The organism is Methyloprofundus sp. (assembly GCF_965251085.1).
GTDB lineage: Bacteria > Pseudomonadota > Gammaproteobacteria > Methylococcales > Methylomonadaceae > Methyloprofundus.
This window is the reverse complement of the sequence record NZ_OZ252594.1, coordinates 3,978,743-3,995,061: the sequence shown is the minus strand read 5'-3', so window position 1 is coordinate 3,995,061 and position 16,319 is coordinate 3,978,743. Positions and strand designations below refer to the sequence as shown.

Annotated in this window: 14 protein-coding genes and 3 pseudogenes; 11 read left to right on the top strand and 6 right to left on the bottom strand. The window is 40.5% G+C overall.

Annotated elements, in window-relative coordinates:
• Positions 1–144: 144 nt before the first annotated feature.
• The 5 genes and pseudogenes from ACQY3F_RS18830 to ACQY3F_RS18810 all read right to left on the bottom strand — a co-directional run bounded on the left by ACQY3F_RS18830 (position 145) and on the right by ACQY3F_RS18810 (position 5,325).
• Complete coding sequence (locus ACQY3F_RS18830; RefSeq protein WP_428356552.1) at positions 145–810, bottom strand: hypothetical protein; 666 nt, start codon at positions 808–810, stop codon at positions 145–147.
• 235 nt (positions 811–1,045) lie between these two features.
• The gene (locus ACQY3F_RS18825; RefSeq protein ID WP_428356550.1) at positions 1,046–1,699 is read right to left on the bottom strand and encodes a hypothetical protein; all 654 of its coding nucleotides are present in this window, start codon (positions 1,697–1,699) and stop codon (positions 1,046–1,048) included.
• Between the two features lie 595 nt (positions 1,700–2,294).
• Positions 2,295–3,371, bottom strand: coding sequence for an IS91 family transposase (locus ACQY3F_RS18820; RefSeq protein ID WP_428352924.1), 1,077 nt, complete (start codon positions 3,369–3,371; stop codon positions 2,295–2,297).
• Positions 3,368–4,275: pseudogene (locus ACQY3F_RS18815) on the bottom strand (tyrosine-type recombinase/integrase). Before ACQY3F_RS18815 ends, ACQY3F_RS18820 begins: the two are co-directional and overlap by 4 nt.
• A gap of 588 nt (positions 4,276–4,863) precedes the next feature.
• Complete coding sequence (locus ACQY3F_RS18810) at positions 4,864–5,325, bottom strand: transposase (RefSeq protein WP_428356548.1); 462 nt, start codon at positions 5,323–5,325, stop codon at positions 4,864–4,866.
• A 711-nt stretch (positions 5,326–6,036) separates the two neighbouring features.
• Here ACQY3F_RS18810 and ACQY3F_RS18805 point away from each other — a divergent pair.
• The 11 genes and pseudogenes from ACQY3F_RS18805 to ACQY3F_RS18755 all read left to right on the top strand — a co-directional run bounded on the left by ACQY3F_RS18805 (position 6,037) and on the right by ACQY3F_RS18755 (position 14,879).
• Complete coding sequence (locus tag ACQY3F_RS18805) at positions 6,037–6,534, top strand: transposase (RefSeq protein ID WP_428356546.1); 498 nt, start codon at positions 6,037–6,039, stop codon at positions 6,532–6,534.
• A gap of 11 nt (positions 6,535–6,545) precedes the next feature.
• A pseudogene (locus ACQY3F_RS18800) lies at positions 6,546–6,677 on the top strand (hypothetical protein); the annotation flags it as partial.
• Between the two features lie 382 nt (positions 6,678–7,059).
• A pseudogene (rimO, locus tag ACQY3F_RS18795) lies at positions 7,060–7,407 on the top strand (30S ribosomal protein S12 methylthiotransferase RimO); the annotation flags it as partial.
• A 273-nt stretch (positions 7,408–7,680) separates the two neighbouring features.
• Positions 7,681–7,941: a type II toxin-antitoxin system Phd/YefM family antitoxin gene (locus tag ACQY3F_RS18790; RefSeq protein ID WP_428356545.1), complete on the top strand. Its 261-nt coding sequence runs from the start codon at positions 7,681–7,683 to the stop codon at positions 7,939–7,941.
• Entirely contained in the window at positions 7,931–8,227 is a 297-nt protein-coding gene (locus tag ACQY3F_RS18785; protein ID WP_428356544.1) for a type II toxin-antitoxin system RelE family toxin, read from the top strand. The genes ACQY3F_RS18790 and ACQY3F_RS18785 overlap by 11 nt, the downstream gene beginning before the upstream one ends.
• A 640-nt stretch (positions 8,228–8,867) precedes the next feature.
• Positions 8,868–9,308: a PIN domain-containing protein gene (locus ACQY3F_RS18780; RefSeq protein ID WP_428356543.1), complete on the top strand. Its 441-nt coding sequence runs from the start codon at positions 8,868–8,870 to the stop codon at positions 9,306–9,308.
• Positions 9,305–9,511: a hypothetical protein gene (locus ACQY3F_RS18775; protein WP_428356541.1), complete on the top strand. Its 207-nt coding sequence runs from the start codon at positions 9,305–9,307 to the stop codon at positions 9,509–9,511. The genes ACQY3F_RS18780 and ACQY3F_RS18775 overlap by 4 nt, the downstream gene beginning before the upstream one ends.
• Positions 9,512–9,784: 273 nt before the next feature.
• Positions 9,785–12,847, top strand: a complete 3,063-nt coding sequence (locus tag ACQY3F_RS18770; RefSeq protein WP_428356539.1) for a DEAD/DEAH box helicase — start codon at positions 9,785–9,787, stop codon at positions 12,845–12,847.
• A 1-nt stretch (position 12,848) separates the two neighbouring features.
• A complete protein-coding gene (locus tag ACQY3F_RS18765; protein ID WP_428356538.1) occupies positions 12,849–13,688 on the top strand; it encodes an SWIM zinc finger family protein in 840 nt (279 codons plus the stop codon).
• A gap of 548 nt (positions 13,689–14,236) precedes the next feature.
• Positions 14,237–14,593, top strand: coding sequence for a type II toxin-antitoxin system RelE/ParE family toxin (locus ACQY3F_RS18760; protein WP_428356537.1), 357 nt, complete (start codon positions 14,237–14,239; stop codon positions 14,591–14,593).
• Positions 14,586–14,879, top strand: coding sequence for a Fis family transcriptional regulator (locus ACQY3F_RS18755; protein WP_428356535.1), 294 nt, complete (start codon positions 14,586–14,588; stop codon positions 14,877–14,879). The genes ACQY3F_RS18760 and ACQY3F_RS18755 overlap by 8 nt, the downstream gene beginning before the upstream one ends.
• 539 nt (positions 14,880–15,418) lie before the next feature.
• Here ACQY3F_RS18755 and ACQY3F_RS18750 read toward each other — a convergent pair.
• A complete protein-coding gene (locus ACQY3F_RS18750) occupies positions 15,419–16,231 on the bottom strand; it encodes a phytochelatin synthase family protein (protein ID WP_428356534.1) in 813 nt (270 codons plus the stop codon).
• Between the last annotated feature and the right edge of the window lie 88 nt (positions 16,232–16,319).

Sequence of the window (16,319 nt, the reverse complement as noted above, 5' to 3'; positions counted from 1 at the left end):
GTTGGTTGATTGAACAAGGACTAAACGAAAGAGTTGGGGCTGTTGATTTTCGTTTATTGACTTAGGCCAACTATAACTCAAGCTAGTGCAGCACTAGACTGGACATCAATTACTCCGACCCTTTTTATTAGCCTTGTTCCGTTGTTATTCAAGCGCCATCCAGGTTGAATCGCTTAAATGTTCGTCCATTTCTTTACCGGGTGCGCATTGATCTGAATAATAGGAAGCTACTCGATTCGGTGCACTACGTAGTTTCATGTAATTAAAATTGTAAATATCCAGAGCGTTTTTCTTGGCGGTGTGGTCAGAAACGCCTAGCAATTTTGCCGCGCGGTAGTTTCTTTGAATAGCCTGGCACTCTGTTTTAGCTTCGTTGCGTTCACCGCGCACATGCATACTTTCATGGGTAAGCATATTCAAACTGTGCAATTCTTGTGGCGTGGCTCGTTCTGGATGATCCAGATAATCTAAGAGTGTTGCGCACCATTTAAGTTGAAAGACGATTTGACCCGTTTCAAGATTCGCATGTCCAGCGGCAAAGGGGTCATTGTCGAACATAGCGTCAAAAGCCGTATTGCAATGAAATTTTGCTGGGTGCGAATCAGCTAACTGTGTAGCGATGGCTGATAAATGCCGCTCGAAATACCAGTAATGTAGAGGATGCCAGGCAAATGACGCTGCCAGAATTGCGCAAAAAACAGGTAGGGTATGTACACTGGTTCCGAGTGCCCATAACCCGGCCGGGGCATAATCGCTCCTCTGATTTCCCGAAAAATTAACCAGCAGAAAAACAGCGAAATAAGAATCCAAAGCATAATTGTGAAGCCCTGTTAAGGCGAAGTCGGATGGTTAAAGCCTGTATTTAAATTGACCATTTTCATAAAAAGAATTTTACACCTCTGGCAAGATTCCCGCCACATGCTAAGGAGAAAACTTAGAATTTTCGAAAAATTGAATGTTCGAAAAAAATGAGGCTTAGTTAAATAATTTTTCTCCATAATTCTCTAGTTGGCTCCATTCGTGTTCACAGTTATTCTCGGTATTTTCAGCGCATATCATCGATAATCGCTTTGATCTGTATCAATAGCTGGCGCTGTTGTTCCGATGAAAACGATTTGAAATCGTGTTCAAAATCGCCCAAACTATAAGCTGACTGCTCAGCGTATTTACTCGATAAAGTAACGCCACAGTCAAGCAACACCTGTTGAATCGGTTGTGCGGCACCCTCTAAGGATATCAGGCTGGTCAATACCGCTCCAATCATGGTATGGGCGCGGATAAAAATTGACTGGCCGGTCAGCATGTCCTGAACGATTATATCGACATTCTCATCAGTATAGCTATGTCGCTTATCACCATCCCCGCGCATCGAAATCGTGACGGGTGTCCTTTTATCAATTTGATATTCAAATTCAAAAGCCCTGCCTTTCGAAGCCAGCAAGATGTTGGCATCCAACGTAAACTGCAACTTATTCTCTTTACACACAATCGCCATCCTGAGCCTGTCATACAAGCCACGCTGTGGTAAAGGCGAACGCGCCAGCGTATATTTGACGTTATTCAACTTGTCCGATTCATGATGGAAAGTCCAAGAATTTATTTCCTGCCGTGTTTCCGCAACTATGCTGGTCGCTGAAGCCATTAAGAAAACCCCCATAATTCTGCCGAATCGAGAACGCTGTACGCGATTATGCTTCATAATACACTTCCCATATAAACTAAATTACAAATTCTCTGGCTTAATCCGCTGCTCACTTTCACCATCCCATAGTTCTTTTCCCAGACGTAGAAACAACCATACCACATTCAATTGCCCGACCTGTTTGATTTAAGTGATCGGGATGAGCCGCCTTGCGGTTCTATCAAGACTAGAGGCCATAGGCTAAAAGGGGCGATCTTGTCTTCGCAGTACTTCAATGTCGCCCTGGTGCTGCTTTGTCTAAAGTGATTGAATTGAGGTAACATAACGAATAAGGTTAGATTGTGATCGCGAAGCGAGCCACAATCTGAACCGTTTGTTGGACAAGCCCGGCACGATAGTAGGAATTCATTTAATGCGCTCTATGAAAATAGCTTTTTGTTGATCAGCCCGACTGATGAATCGAACCTCTGTTTTTACCTGTTTAACTGAACTTTGAGCGTTGTCCATTGCAGTCAACTCTCAAAGTCCAAGTATCGGAGCAAAATTCTGCCTTAATCTCCGATTTTAGCCCAAGCAACTCCCTCAGCATTTAATCCGCTGATAGCCTGGGTCGAAGTGTTTAAATTTACATAAGCGCTAGTGATTCCAATTGTTAAGTTGGCAAAGGCTGAAACATTATTTCCACCCTGGGTATTTGCCGACGCCCAACAACCATCGCCCCGCCACAACATTTGCAACTGAATGCCGGCCGTACTTTGAGTGCACGCAATATCTTCGTCGGGTCAAACTTTAGCAGGGAGTGAATCAACTTAATAACACCCTTGCTATTCGGATGTAAAAAGCCATAATTGCGCGCACGACGAAAGCCTTTAGGCAAAACATGTTGCAGCACCAGCCACAGAAATTTAGCCCCCGATACCGTTTTGGTTTGATAGCGTTTGGTTTTGCTGTCTTGATAACGGTAGGTTACTTTGCCATTTTGGCAGGATAAGATATCCTGTTCACGAATCACACCACGATACAGGTATCGACCCAGATATATCAATGCTTTATCGCCTGCACCGACAAACTTACAATCGACCACCCATTTTTCCGGAATAGCTGTGGGAAATGGCAACTTTTCTTCGTTCATACGCGCTAGCATCTTTGCACGAAATACTTTTGCTAGTGCTTTATGATGAAACAGGTATTTGCCTTCCTTAGTGCGCCAGAGCTTCTTGATTTTATCCACGATTGCCGCAGGCATAATGACATGAATATGCGGATGATAATTTAATTCGCGTGAGTGTGTATGTAAGACAGCAATCGCCCCGGCATCGCCTTGCAACTGCTTATCATTTTTACTAAAACTCTGTAAAGTCGCCCAGGCACAGTCAAACATCATACTGTAAAGTAACCGCGGATGCTGCCTGGCTAACGACCTTAACTGCGCAGGTAAGGTAAAGGTATTCATAAAATAATCAGCAGGGACTTGTTTTTGTACCTGTCGTTCAATCCATTGTTGACTCTCATGATGTTGACAATGCGGGCAGTTACGCTGGCCACAGGAATGAGGCACAAAGGTTTGATAGTCACAGTCTGCACAGTTAACCTGCATCACAGGACTCAGCTGTGTCCGACAGCTCTTCATGGCATGTAATGCACTGATCTGATTGGAGCGTAAACGAGATTGATACTCGCTTAAAAAGTCAGACTGAAATTGATCAATCACTGCAGCTAGGGTTATCATGAAATCTGCCCCCAGTGAATAGAAAAGTCATTGACTAACTGATTAATGTGCAGCTCTGCATTCTCATCGGTAATATCGGTCAAATGCGTATAGCGAGCCGTGGTTACTAAACTGGTATGGCCCAGAATCTTCTGCAACTCAACTAAATCAACCCCGGCTTCTAACAGGTGAGTGGCGTAACTGTGGCGCAGCGAGTGGCAGGAAATCTTTTTTTTAGTCCCATTTCTTGCGTCACAAGACGGATTGTCTTCTGGATGCCACCGCGATCAAGGGGGGATTCAGCAAGATGTGCACCTTTTAGACCCCGGGCACGGTTGGGAAATACCAGCACTGGATTTTTATGCACAGCCCAAAACTTACGCAACACCTTCAAGGTATTCACAGGCAAAGGCACAAGCCGATCCTTATTGCCTTTGGCATTGCGAATATGTACCCGCATGCGTGTCGCATCAATATCACCTACTTTCAGGCTTAAGCCCTCGCCCAAACGTAAACCTAGACTGTAAATCGTAAAATAAAAAACTCGATAGCTTAGATTACGGGTCGACATAAACAGTTGTTGTGCTTCAACCACAGTGACAATATCGGGTATACGCGTACATCGTGGTGGTTTAATCATTAGCACATCAACCCACGGCTTTTGTAGCACATGTGTATAGAAAAACTTGAGACCATAGAGATCTAGTTTCACGGCACTCCAGGAAAGGCGGCTTAAAAGAGCATGAAAATAATCCACCAGTTGATCTTGCGTTAAGTTATCCAGATGCCCCTGAAAGTGTTCCCCGATACGGCGAATAGCGCGTGAATAAGCGTCAATGGTTTTGGGTTGCAGTCCCTTAAGCTTTAAATGCTTACAGTGCTGGATATAATAATGGTTGAATTTAAGCTCTATCGATGGTGTCATAACAGTGTAACCTCATTATTGTTAGTTGGATGAGCTTACAAGTTACCTGTTATGCATATAACAGGCAATGAGGTTACACTTTAAATTTAAGGGATGCGCTGTTTTTCTCCGCGATAGCGGCTTCGTCCAACAGAAACTTTAAGTTGACCCTAATGGAATGTTGTTGGGGATGGTGGTTGCAAGCTTTCCGTGAAATAACCGATGTCACAATTATAGATGTAATTGATGAGGAAGGAGGCTAGAAGTTTTAAAAGGGAATCATTTTAGGGTTTCATAGTATTCGAATTAATGCGCAGTGGCGTATTATATTTCGATGGGAAGGTTCAAATGGCCATGACGTTCGCGTGATCGATTACCATTAACCTGAATCCGAAACTTCATTTTTAAAAAGTGAGTGTTTACCTGATTTTTGATCAATTTTTTTAAATTTCTCCAAAAATCATCAAAGCTAACACCTAGATTGCTCTTTTAATTGAGTGTGTTCAAGTTTTCATAAAATTTCATTATTTTTAGTCATTTGAGCTCAAACAATCCCCTCTATACCGAAATAGCTGTCATTCCAATTACTGTCTCCTTAGATTAAGAATCTTATCCAGAGCATAATTTTTCATACACCTTCTGAAAAGCAAAAAATGCACAGGTTGATCGACCAAAACGGATGACCAATCGACGTCCACGTTCATAGATATGCGCCCCAATATAGATCAGTTCCTGTATAACCGTTTTGACCCGTCGTCTTTTTGCATTATGTCGCACCGGAGAGCCTTCTCCTATCAACCCTTCTAATCCGATCCATCTCAGCATATTGTAAGTAAATAGGCCAAGCGTCAAAACCAGTGTATTGCTTGCAAACTTCCCAGAGGGCAGTCTTTCCAGGTCCAGATCCGTTTTTATTTCACTATGAAATTGTTCTGAGGTTGCATGGTCTCTGTAGAGGGCAAATACATCTTCGCTGGGATATTTAAGTGTGGTCCACCAGCCCTCGAGTTCCAACTCGGGAGTCAGTAAAAATTGTCCATGCTTATCAATTGTCCGCTCAGTAATTTGCATGATTCGGTCTGTTTTATATTTTTTTTCTTCATGCTCCTCCTCAATATTGACAATAAAGGTTCCAACCCGCTTACCTTTTCTTGGCGTATCCCAGACTACCTTGCTATCTGGCTGTTCCGCATAGTCTAGCCATTTTTGCTTATTGTCTATTGTGGCTTGCTTACGTGGATTCCATTTGATAATAAAGTCGATATCCAGCGGGCTCTCTACGTCATACGAAATCAGAGGTCGGGTCTTTGATTTATGATAAGGCCTAAAAGTGAATTTTCTTGAATTTCAAGATATGACATTCTTGTAAAAAATCATAATTCAAAGACCTGACCCTGGCGTTTCTAATTTGTGTAGAAAAAGGACTGTATAGTTTTTAAAATCGAGCATGTCTTATGTGAGGAGCCGTGTACGGATCCGTACGCACGGTTCTGTGGGCAGACGGGAGCTGCGGCTCCCTCTGACCCGACACAAAATAAAAAGGCCATCCGATACGGCGTCAAGTCATTTGGAGCCAATGTTCCGACCCCTTGTTGGGTCGGAACGAGGTGACGAGGACGAATCGGGGCCGCCGGAGGCATAAGTGGTCGCGTTAAGTTTTTGCCGCTTGCTTGGGCTGGGATGCCCAAAAAAATAAGAGTGTCAAGTCTTTCTATGCCACAGTGTTGATTATCCGATTACATTCTTAATGCGTTATGGAAAGACCTGACCCTGAAATTCGTTATGACCCTGAAATTTTGGTATTATGTGCAATATTTTAATTTCCAATATCAAAGGACAGGGACATTATGGGAAGGGCGGTATAGAGCTACTTTACTGGATAGTGATGGTTATTTACTGACGTGTAGTCGATATATTGAATTAAACCCTGTGCGTGCAGGGATGGTTAAAGATCCTGCAGAATACCCTTGGTCAAGTTACCATTACAATGCGTTAGGAAAGGGCGATAAATTAATAACTCCTCATGTAGCTTATAACGCATTAGGAATGGATAATGTAGTGTCTCGTAGGTCAAATTATCATGCGTTATTTGCAAGACTTATACCTGATTCAGAATTAGAAGCGATTAGGGTGGCAACCAATAAAGCCTGGGTTCTTGGGGATGATGGATTCAAAGCTAAAGTTGAGAAACTGATGGTTAGGCAAGTCCAGCCAAAGTCGCGCGGCGGAGATAGGCGTTCCGAACTATTTAAGAAAAAAGACCATATCAATCGAGTCTGACCCCTTTGGTTTCTGTTGCTAGAAGTAAAGCTGATGCCCCGGTCTTTATTGATGGCGCGACGCATTTAAAAGTCGGCGATTTGGTCAATGTTGAAATAGAAGAAGTGGATGACCATGATATGTGGGGGCGATTACTGGATTGATGGCTGGCAGGTTGAAGCCAATATCTAAATTGAATTCTCGTTCCTAAGGCGCCTGGAAACAAATAATCATTCAACTTTGCGGGTCTTTTTGTCCGTCACTAGCATTTTTTAGATAAATTTTCTCCATAATTCTATGGAGACCCATTCGTGTTCACCGATATTCTCAGTGCATATCATCGATAATTGCTTTGATCTGTTTCAATAGCTGGCGTTGTTGTTCCGATGTAAGCGCTTTGAAATCGTGTTCAAAATGGCCCAGACTAGAAAATCAGGGGTCGGGTCTTTGATTTATGATAAGGCCTAAAAGTGAGTTTTCTTGAATTTCAAGATATGACATTCTTGTAAAAAATCATAATTCAAAGACCTGACCCTGGCGTTTCTTTTAGATCGCGTAGGGTGTTTTGCTTATTCGCCAGTAAAAGGAGCTGTAGCAAATGAATTACCTGATTCAGTAACGGAAGAAGTCAAACAAGATCGCTTAGCTCGGTTTATGGCGCATCAGGCAGAAATTAGTGCGGCAAGATTGCAGTTACGAGTAGGTAGAATCGAACAGGTTATTATTGACGAAGTAGTCGAGGAAGGTGCTGTAGCTAGAAGCAAGGCGGATGCGCCTGAAATCGATGGTCAGGTTTATATTGACGGCGCGACACATCTAAAAGTCGGCGATCTGGTCAATGTTGAAATAGAAGAAGTGGATGACTATGATATGTGGGGGCGCTTGCTGGATTGAAGGCTGGTTGAACACGGACTAAACGAAAAAGTTGGCGTTGTTGATTTTCGTTTTATTGGCTAAGGGCAGTTAACCCCAAGCTAGAGCAGTACGCTGTAAATCAATTACTCCGACCCATTTGATTGATTTTATTATGCTGAGATTAGGTGTTCTGAATGTGATCAAATTTGTACTTAATAAGCACTAGAACTTTAAATAATACTTGAAAAGTCCATAAAAAGGTCTATATTTAGATCTATTATAAGGTCTTTCTATAGATTTGTTGGAATTATTATGAGCACTATATCAAGAGTAATGGCTAGTATGTCTGCCAGTATAACTGATTTTAAAGCGAACCCTAACGCTGTAATTGAGCAGTCAGAAGGAGAAGCGATTGTTGTTTTAAAAAGTAACGAGCCATGTTTTTATGCTGTCCCTCCTGATCTATACGAATCTATGTTTGAGGCCATGGAAGACCTTGCTTTGCTAATGCAGGCAAATGCTCGAATGAACGATGGAAAAGAGCCCATAGAAGTAAGTTTGGATGACCTATAAATTAAAATTTCATCCAGACGCATTTGACGAGTGGAACAGTCTTTCGGCTACTGATAAAAACTACTTCAAGAAGAAGTTAGAACAACGATTAGAAAACCCTCATATACCAGGATCGAAGCTTTCTGGTGGCTATAATCTGTACAAGATCAAAAGAAAGCGCCCCCCTCTTCGTTTAACATACCATGCTAATGACAAAGATCTAATTGTCACCGCCTTAAGCGTCGGTAAGAGGGATGGTAACGTCTACAGAGAAATGATAAAGCGATATGAAGAGCAAAATTCATAACCCGCGCAGTCGGACAAACCACACGTTTTACGCTCGCGGCTTGCCACTAATGTGAAGCGTTATGTTTTAAAAATGATATGAGTATTGAACAAAAGTTAGCTAAAAGGTTATCAAGGGGGGCGGAGTCGCTGAAGGCCCAATAATCAGTACTAACATCAATTAGGAACAAGAGTGTCAAGTCTTTCTATACCACAGTGTTGATTATCCGATTACATTTTAATGCGTTATGGAAAGACCTGACCCTGGAATTATGACCCTGGAATTATCCACCTCTCTACAAAGCAACTGTGTTTAAAGCTTAAACAAATTTCATAATGCATTGGATAGGATGTGAACTCTATTTTAGGAGAAACAATAGGGTCTAGTCTTTCCATACCACAGTGTTGATTATCCGATTACAATTTAATGCGTTATGGAAAGACCTGCCCCTGAAGTTTTTCTGAAATTTTGTGACCCTGAAATTTTTCCATAGAATGATTATTAGTAAACACTTCTACAATCATATGGTTGGTGGTGGCACGGGGGGGAATTGAACCTCCGGCACATTGTCATTATAACCTATTCATCATTTCTATAACTAGAGGCGAATGAGAGTATACTAAGACAGGTTTTCAATGGATGATTAATTTACAGTGTATACATGCTTATTTATCTTGATACATGTTGTTTACAAAGGCCTCTTGATGATAGAACTCAACCGAGAATCAATGTTGAAGCCGAAGCAATTTTAACAATCTTAGGAATAATTGAAAAAAATTACATAGGTCTTGTTTCATCGGAAGTTTTAGATTATGAAATATCCAGGATACCCGATAAAAGTCGTGAAAGTAAAGTTAGAGAAATATTAGCTATATCCAATAAATATTCAATCATCAATGATGATATTGAGCTAAAAGCTAAACAATACATGAAAGAAGGAATAAAGCCAATGGATGCTTTGCACATAGCTTCAGCTGTAGAAATGAAGGTTGATTATTTTTGTACTACTGATGACAAATTACTAAAAAAGGCAAAAAAAATTAACGTACCTTTCACGAAAATAACGTCCCCACTCGAACTAATTATGGAGATTGCAAAATGAGGCACTTAAACAGCCACCCCACAGCTGAAATAAACACTAAAGCTACCCACATTTTGTTTCAACAAATGGGAATTGTAGACACCTTTAGATTCTTAAACCAATATACTTTGGGTAGTGGTGACTATACAAAAGAACGCGGCGAATGGTTAGACGATCTGACTTTAGAAGAAATAGTTGCGGATATTAAAGAACAGAGAAAATAAAGAAACTGACGGGGATAAAGTGTGTGATTTTTTAATTTAATTTTCCTGATTACTCATAACCCTCAGCCATATTTAAGCACGCTCGTCATCCTGGTGCGACATGCAAAGCTTGTCATTTCTTGCAAGGTGAGAGTCCTTGTCTGGAGAAGCTAATGCATTAAGAGTGTCTTAGCAAGTGATGCACTTAGTGCCCCAGAATATTCTATTACTTTCGGCTATTATTAAATTCTCGTTGCTTATTCTCCCTTTTTTTAATTTATAGCATTTACCTGCATGAAAGTAATACACGGTACCTGGATCCCCGCCTCAGCTAAAAAGTTTATTCAAACAGGCCAGTTTTCTATCTGGCTAGAAACGGATGAAGTCAAACCTAAAAAAACCAGCCAGCAGCACCCGCAACAATTTGTTGAAAAAGAAGGTTTGGCTTTTTTAAAAGCCGCATTTTCTTATGCATTAAAGTCAGGGGACTCCAGCCCACAGTTACAAAGCATTTATTTACCGACATTAAATAATAAGCCCATTCCCTCACCTGAATTAAGCACCATTGATATCGATGGGGCACTAAAACTACAAGCCTGGCAGGTATTAAGCTACCCTCTGCCCGCCCCCTTAAAAAACCTCGGTGATATTTATTTTCTTAGTCATTATCAGCATGAAGATATTCGAGTGGGTCGTGACTTTTTATTTTGGTATTACTTTAGTCAGTCGCTAAAACAGGTGCTGTATAAAGATCAGTATATCCCTGGGTTGGTCGCGGAAGCTGCCAAGACAAAAACTAATCTGTACCGCTGCTGGAAAATCATTTCTCCTGGTTATGAAGCCTTAATCGAACAGTCAGTCGCAGCAATGCCGCTAGCGTGTGCGCAAAATCATCAATCTGAATCTTTGTTGCGACATTTTGCTGAAGTCATGATTCATCAGCTACTGGATGCGAGTGTTAAGGACTTACCGGGAGTTTTTCGTAATAAAGTTCAAAATGATTTTTTACAAAGCATTATTTTTGATGAGCAAATTGACCAGCCGCTAAGAAAGGTTACTAAAATCCCCGAGGAATTTCAGCAATGGCATTTATGGCAACGCAAACTTTTATCGACACAACAAAAAAGCAGCTTACAGTTAGGCTTTCAGCTCTATGAGGCTGATGCCAAGCAGGTTGATAACTGGCGCTTAAGTTTTGTTCTAGGTTCTTATAAAGACCCTTCTTTTAAACTTGATTTAGCAGATTTCTGGGCGGATGGTGATAACTACCATAAATTAATCACCAAGCAATTGGGTGCGGGCGTGGAGCAGCAAATCCTGGTTAATTTGGCTCATGCCGCAAGGATTTACCCTAAGCTGTGGCTAGGTATGGAAACTGCAGAACCTGCTAATATTACTTTAAGCTTAGATGAGGCTTTTGAGTTTTTACAAGAATGGGCATGGGTTTTAGAGGATGCAGGATTCCGTATCATTATTCCAGCACGTCTGACACCGAAAGGCAGGCAACGTGCAAAAATGCGCTTACGTTCAGGGAATAGCAAGAGCACCAGTAACAAATCAGCAAAATCATATTTATCCTTAGATGATTTAACTAATTATCACTATGAATTTGCCATCGGTGATGAAAAGGTCTCAGTTGAAGAATGGCAACAACTGGTCGAAATGAAGATGTCCTTAGTGTATTTTCGGGGCCAGTGGGTGGAATTAGATCAGGATAAAATGCAGCAAATGCTAGCGTTTTGGCAACAGCAACAAGAACAGCCTGAGACGTTATCCGTCCAAGAGTTATTGCAAAAACTAGCCGAAGAGGGCGATAGCCTGGAAGTTGATGCCAATGATAGTTTGGCCGACATGATGGCTCATTTAAACAATCATAGTGAACTGGCTTTAATTGATAATCCACCACTATTAAAAGCACAGTTACGTGATTATCAAAAACGCGGGGTATCCTGGTTACGTTATTTAGAATCCTTAGGTTTAAACGGTTGTCTGGCTGATGATATGGGCTTAGGGAAAACCATGCAGGTGATCGCTGCGCTAATATTAGAAAAGCAAGAGGGTACAACTGGGCCGACCCTACTGATTGCACCCACTTCGGTGATTGGTAACTGGCAAAAAGAAATACACAAATTTGCCCCGCATTTAAACACTTTTATTCATCACGGTAGCCAACGGGAAAAAGACCAGGCTGCGTTTAATGATTTATGCAATACGCAGGATATGCTGATTACTTCTTATACTTTAGTGCGTAAAGACAGTGCTTTGTTAAATAGTATAAATTGGCATCGTGTGGTTCTGGATGAAGCGCAAAATATTAAAAACCCCAAAGCGGCACAAACCAAAGCGATTTTAAAACTTGAAGCGGAGCACCGTTTAGCGTTAACGGGAACGCCTGTGGAAAATCGCTTAATGGATTTATGGTCTATTTTTAATTTTTTAAATCCAAATTATCTGGGCAAGCAAGCGCAATTTCGTAAAAATTATGAATTACCGATACAGCGTGATAATAATCAAGTGCAATCCACGGTATTAAAACAATTGATCCAGCCATTTATTTTGCGTCGCTTAAAAACCGATAAAAGCATTATTAAAGATTTACCGGATAAAATCGAAAACAAACAATATTGCAACCTCAGCAAAGAGCAAGCCTCGCTCTATCAAGCTGTAGTCTCTGAAGTAGAAGAGCAATTAGAAGACAGTGAAGGCATACAGCGACAAGGATTGATGCTATCGACCTTAATGAAATTGAAACAGGTATGTAATCATCCGACGCAGTTTTTACAAGATGACAGCCCGTTTAGCGCAGAACGCTCACACAAATTAGAGCGGCTCACAGAAATGCTCGCAGAAGCAATCGCTGAAGGGGATAGCGTGTTAATTTTTACCCAGTTTACCGAAATTGGCGATAAGTTAAGTCATTATTTAAGTCAGGAACAACACTACCCTTGTCAATATTTACATGGCGGTATTGCGCGTAAAAGACGTGAAAAAATGATTGAAGACTTTCAAGACCCCGAGAGTCCACCTAGCGTGTTTGTACTGTCATTAAAAGCAGGTGGAGTCGGGATTACTCTTACCCGCGCTAATCATGTGTTTCATTTTGATCGTTGGTGGAATCCTGCCGTTGAAAATCAAGCCACCGACCGTGCTTTTCGGATTGGGCAAAAAAAGAAAGTCATGGTACATAAATTTATCACCCTAGGCACTTTAGAAGAACGTATTGACCAAATGATTGAAGAAAAGCAAAAAATGGCTGATAGCATTATCGGCAATGATGAAAGCTGGCTTACAAAACTCGATAATCAAGCTTTTAAAGAACTGATTGCTTTGAATAAAAACAGCATTATGGAGGCTTAAGATGAGTGTCAATAGTAAAACATGGTGGGGAACCAGCTTATTAGAAGCCTTGGAATATTTTACCGATAGCGGACGTTTAAAACGCGGACGAGCGTATTCTAAAGACCACCGTGTATTAGCATGGCAAATCAACAAAGGCATGGTTAAGGCTACCATTCGCGGTAATATCAACGCCTATTTTGGTGTTTATAAAGAGCCAAAGTATAAAGTCAGTGTGCAAATGACCCATCTGACTGAGGCACAATGGAAAAAAGTGATTGCGCGTTTAAGTCAGCGTGCTAGTTTTATTGCCAAACTCTTAGTCGGTGAAATTCCTGACAATGTTGAAACTGTTTTTGCGGAATTTCATACCCATTTTCTGCCCAACAGTTATCAAGATTTTAAAGTCTCCTGTAATTGTCCTGATTACGCAGTTCCATGCAAGCATATCGCAGGGGTGTGTTATCGGCTTGCGAATACCCTAGACCAGAACCCCTTATTGCTATTTGAAATGCGTGGACTTGCACCTGATAAACTGCGGCAAGAATTAATTAAGTCACCTTTAGGCAAAGTGTTAGCAGATGCAACTGAGGTGGCTAGTGATGAGTTGGACTTTGCGGACAGTTTGTATACCCGGCCTGACCCACAGACTATGCCCGATAAAATTGAATTAAAACAGTTTTGGTACGGAGCCAGCCCGTTACCGACAGAATTACCAGAGCTACAAACAGCGAGCATTCCTGCAGTGGTGATTAAAAAAGGCGGGGATTATCCGCCTTTTTGGCAAAAGCCTGGTTCGTTTATTACAGTGATGGAAGATTTTTATATAAGGATGCGGAAGACTAATCTTAAAGTGCTTTGATGTTTTTTATAGGGATGATTTGCTTGATAATTCATGGCTTGCGTGAATTTGTTGGTAGAGAAGATATCTCACCGAACTTGGCTATTAAGTCAGATACAAATAAATGGCATTCCCCCTTTTTTATGCCACTCGACAGGCAGTTCTCTGTTTAATTTGTATCTGACCCTAATACTGCTTACTTAACGAAATAATATTATAAATCAATCAGTTGAGATTATGAAATGTCAGTGGTGATTATTGCCTTTTAACATTGGTTAAATAATCAGTAACTTATAATATCTGTGTCGCTTCATTATTTCATTACGCTAATTGTAAGACGTTGATTATAATTCCTTTCAAGAAAATACCACGATTGTCTTTTTAAGCTGTATCTTATTGAAATAATTTATTAATTCCGCCTTAAGTAAGCAGCATTAGTATCTGACCCTAATTATCTTGTGGCTGGCAGCGGAGGTGATAAGCAAAATAAAGATTGAGAAAGAAAAAGCTAAGAATTTAAGCTAAACATAAGTATTGATAAAGTGTGTCATATATGACGCTATAAAGTCATGGATATATCTAACAAGAAAATACTTGCAAGATTTTACCAAACTATAAACGGCAATGAACCTGCTCGAGAATGGCTATTAAAGCTAGATGAAGAAGACCGAAAAACTATTGGTAAAGATATACAAAAAGTAGAATTTGGCTGGCCAATTGGAATGCCTTATTGTAGACCATTAGGAAATGGACTTTATGAAGTCCGAAGTGACATTTCAAATCAGCTTATAGCTCGAGTTATCTTTTTTATCAAAGCTAATGAAATGATTTTGCTACACGGCTTTATAAAAAAATCTCAAAAAACTCTAAAACCTGACTTAGACTTAGCAATAAAACGTAAAAAAGAGGTGGAAAAAAATGATTAATACATCCCTTAACCCCCATGTTGGCTCATCATTTGATGATTTTCTTGGAGAGCAAGGAATACTTGAAGATTGTGAGCACCAAGCCCTTAAGGAAATTTTAGCAGATCAAGTTCGTCAAGCAATGACTGAAAAGCATATTTCAAAAACAGCAATGGCAAAGAAAATGAAAACAAGTAGAAGACAGCTTGATCGTCTACTTGATCCATCTGTAGCTAATATTACTTTAGCTACCATGACTAAAGCGGCAAGGGCAATAGGTCGTGAACTACATATCTCGCTAGTCTAGTAGTTGGATTAGAATAAATATTGTTATTTGAAAGCTAAAATGACCTTTCTGAGGTATGCAACTCCGTTATTTCTAAAAATTTAATGGAAAAACAAACACAATGTTTCCCCTAATTTTTATAACCAAAAAATCAACCAGACGAGCTGGTTATTTAGGTGATATTGTAGGGGTAGAATAAAATTAATGGCTTATTTCCTCGGGCGTTAAGTAAATCCAATAACCGGTTTGGGGCGCTTGCAGTTTCACAATATGAAATTTAAATGCAGTAAATAGATTATTATCACATCGCTTTTCCTGATTACGTACAACTCTCAGCCTTAGTAGAATAAAGCTTAAAAAATCAGTGGGATAAAAGACTTTGTCATTCCCGAAGTCTTTTATCGGGAATCTATGCTTATCCGACTAGATTCCTGCTTAAAGCATGCAGGAATGACGAAGTATAGCTGAGGGTTATGGGTAATCAGGTCGCTTTTTAGTGAAATAGCTGGCTCTATGTTAACCGTGTTCTTTGATGTTATTTTGAGGAATGTAAAACATGCTTATTTACTTCCCTCCATAATCAACAAATAACCCCGGTTTTCTACACTATCAAAAGTGCGCATCGCTTGGATTAAAAGGTCTGCATTCACCCATACCCAATCCGCTTTATTTGGTGTAACGTCCATGACTAAAAAAGAGTCAGAGGCTTGATGATATGCGCCTAAGGGTGATATATGTCCGCCGCCAGGCTGGTTTAGAACGCCGCGTTTGTAATTGATGATCACATAGTCATCGGGGGTACTTAGGTTTTCAATAATTTCTTGTTTGATTGTTGTATTGTCCAGATCCTGATTAACTATAGACACCTTTACTTCGAGCCCGTGTTGCTGGAATAGTGCGGCTAACTGGCGTAATTGAAAGCCCCTGTCTTTTGAAGCTATACCTTGGGGATCAGATAATACTTTACCGAGTACGTATTCTCTGGATTTTGGGCTATTCAGAAATATATTATTTTGCGTGTAACGCTGAAAAAAAGGCGACCATTTTTTGCTTGTCAGATACTGTAAATCAGACTGATTCAATAAGGCTTTGTCTTCAGGTAGTTGTATGCTGCCATTTCGCACCCGCAAAGAATTTAGCACAATAGCCGCAGAAGCTGGCCCGCAAAAAATCTTATTATGTTGACTCTCAAATTGGTTAGCTAGCTTAAAAAAATCGGTTTTATAATTGGATTCTTCCAAGCGATGAATTCCAGTAGCGCTGCCCCAGTTGACAATGGCTTGATGGGTTGGTTTTACTGATTTGTCTGCAACAGAACAGGCTGATATAAATAGTACGCAAAGAGTATACGATAGAATTAAAGAGCGACTCATATTAACAGGGCTGGGTAATTTATTAACAAAACACCTGAATTATATAATATTTTTTATCTTTAAAAATTGTTACAGTCGTTTAATCTTT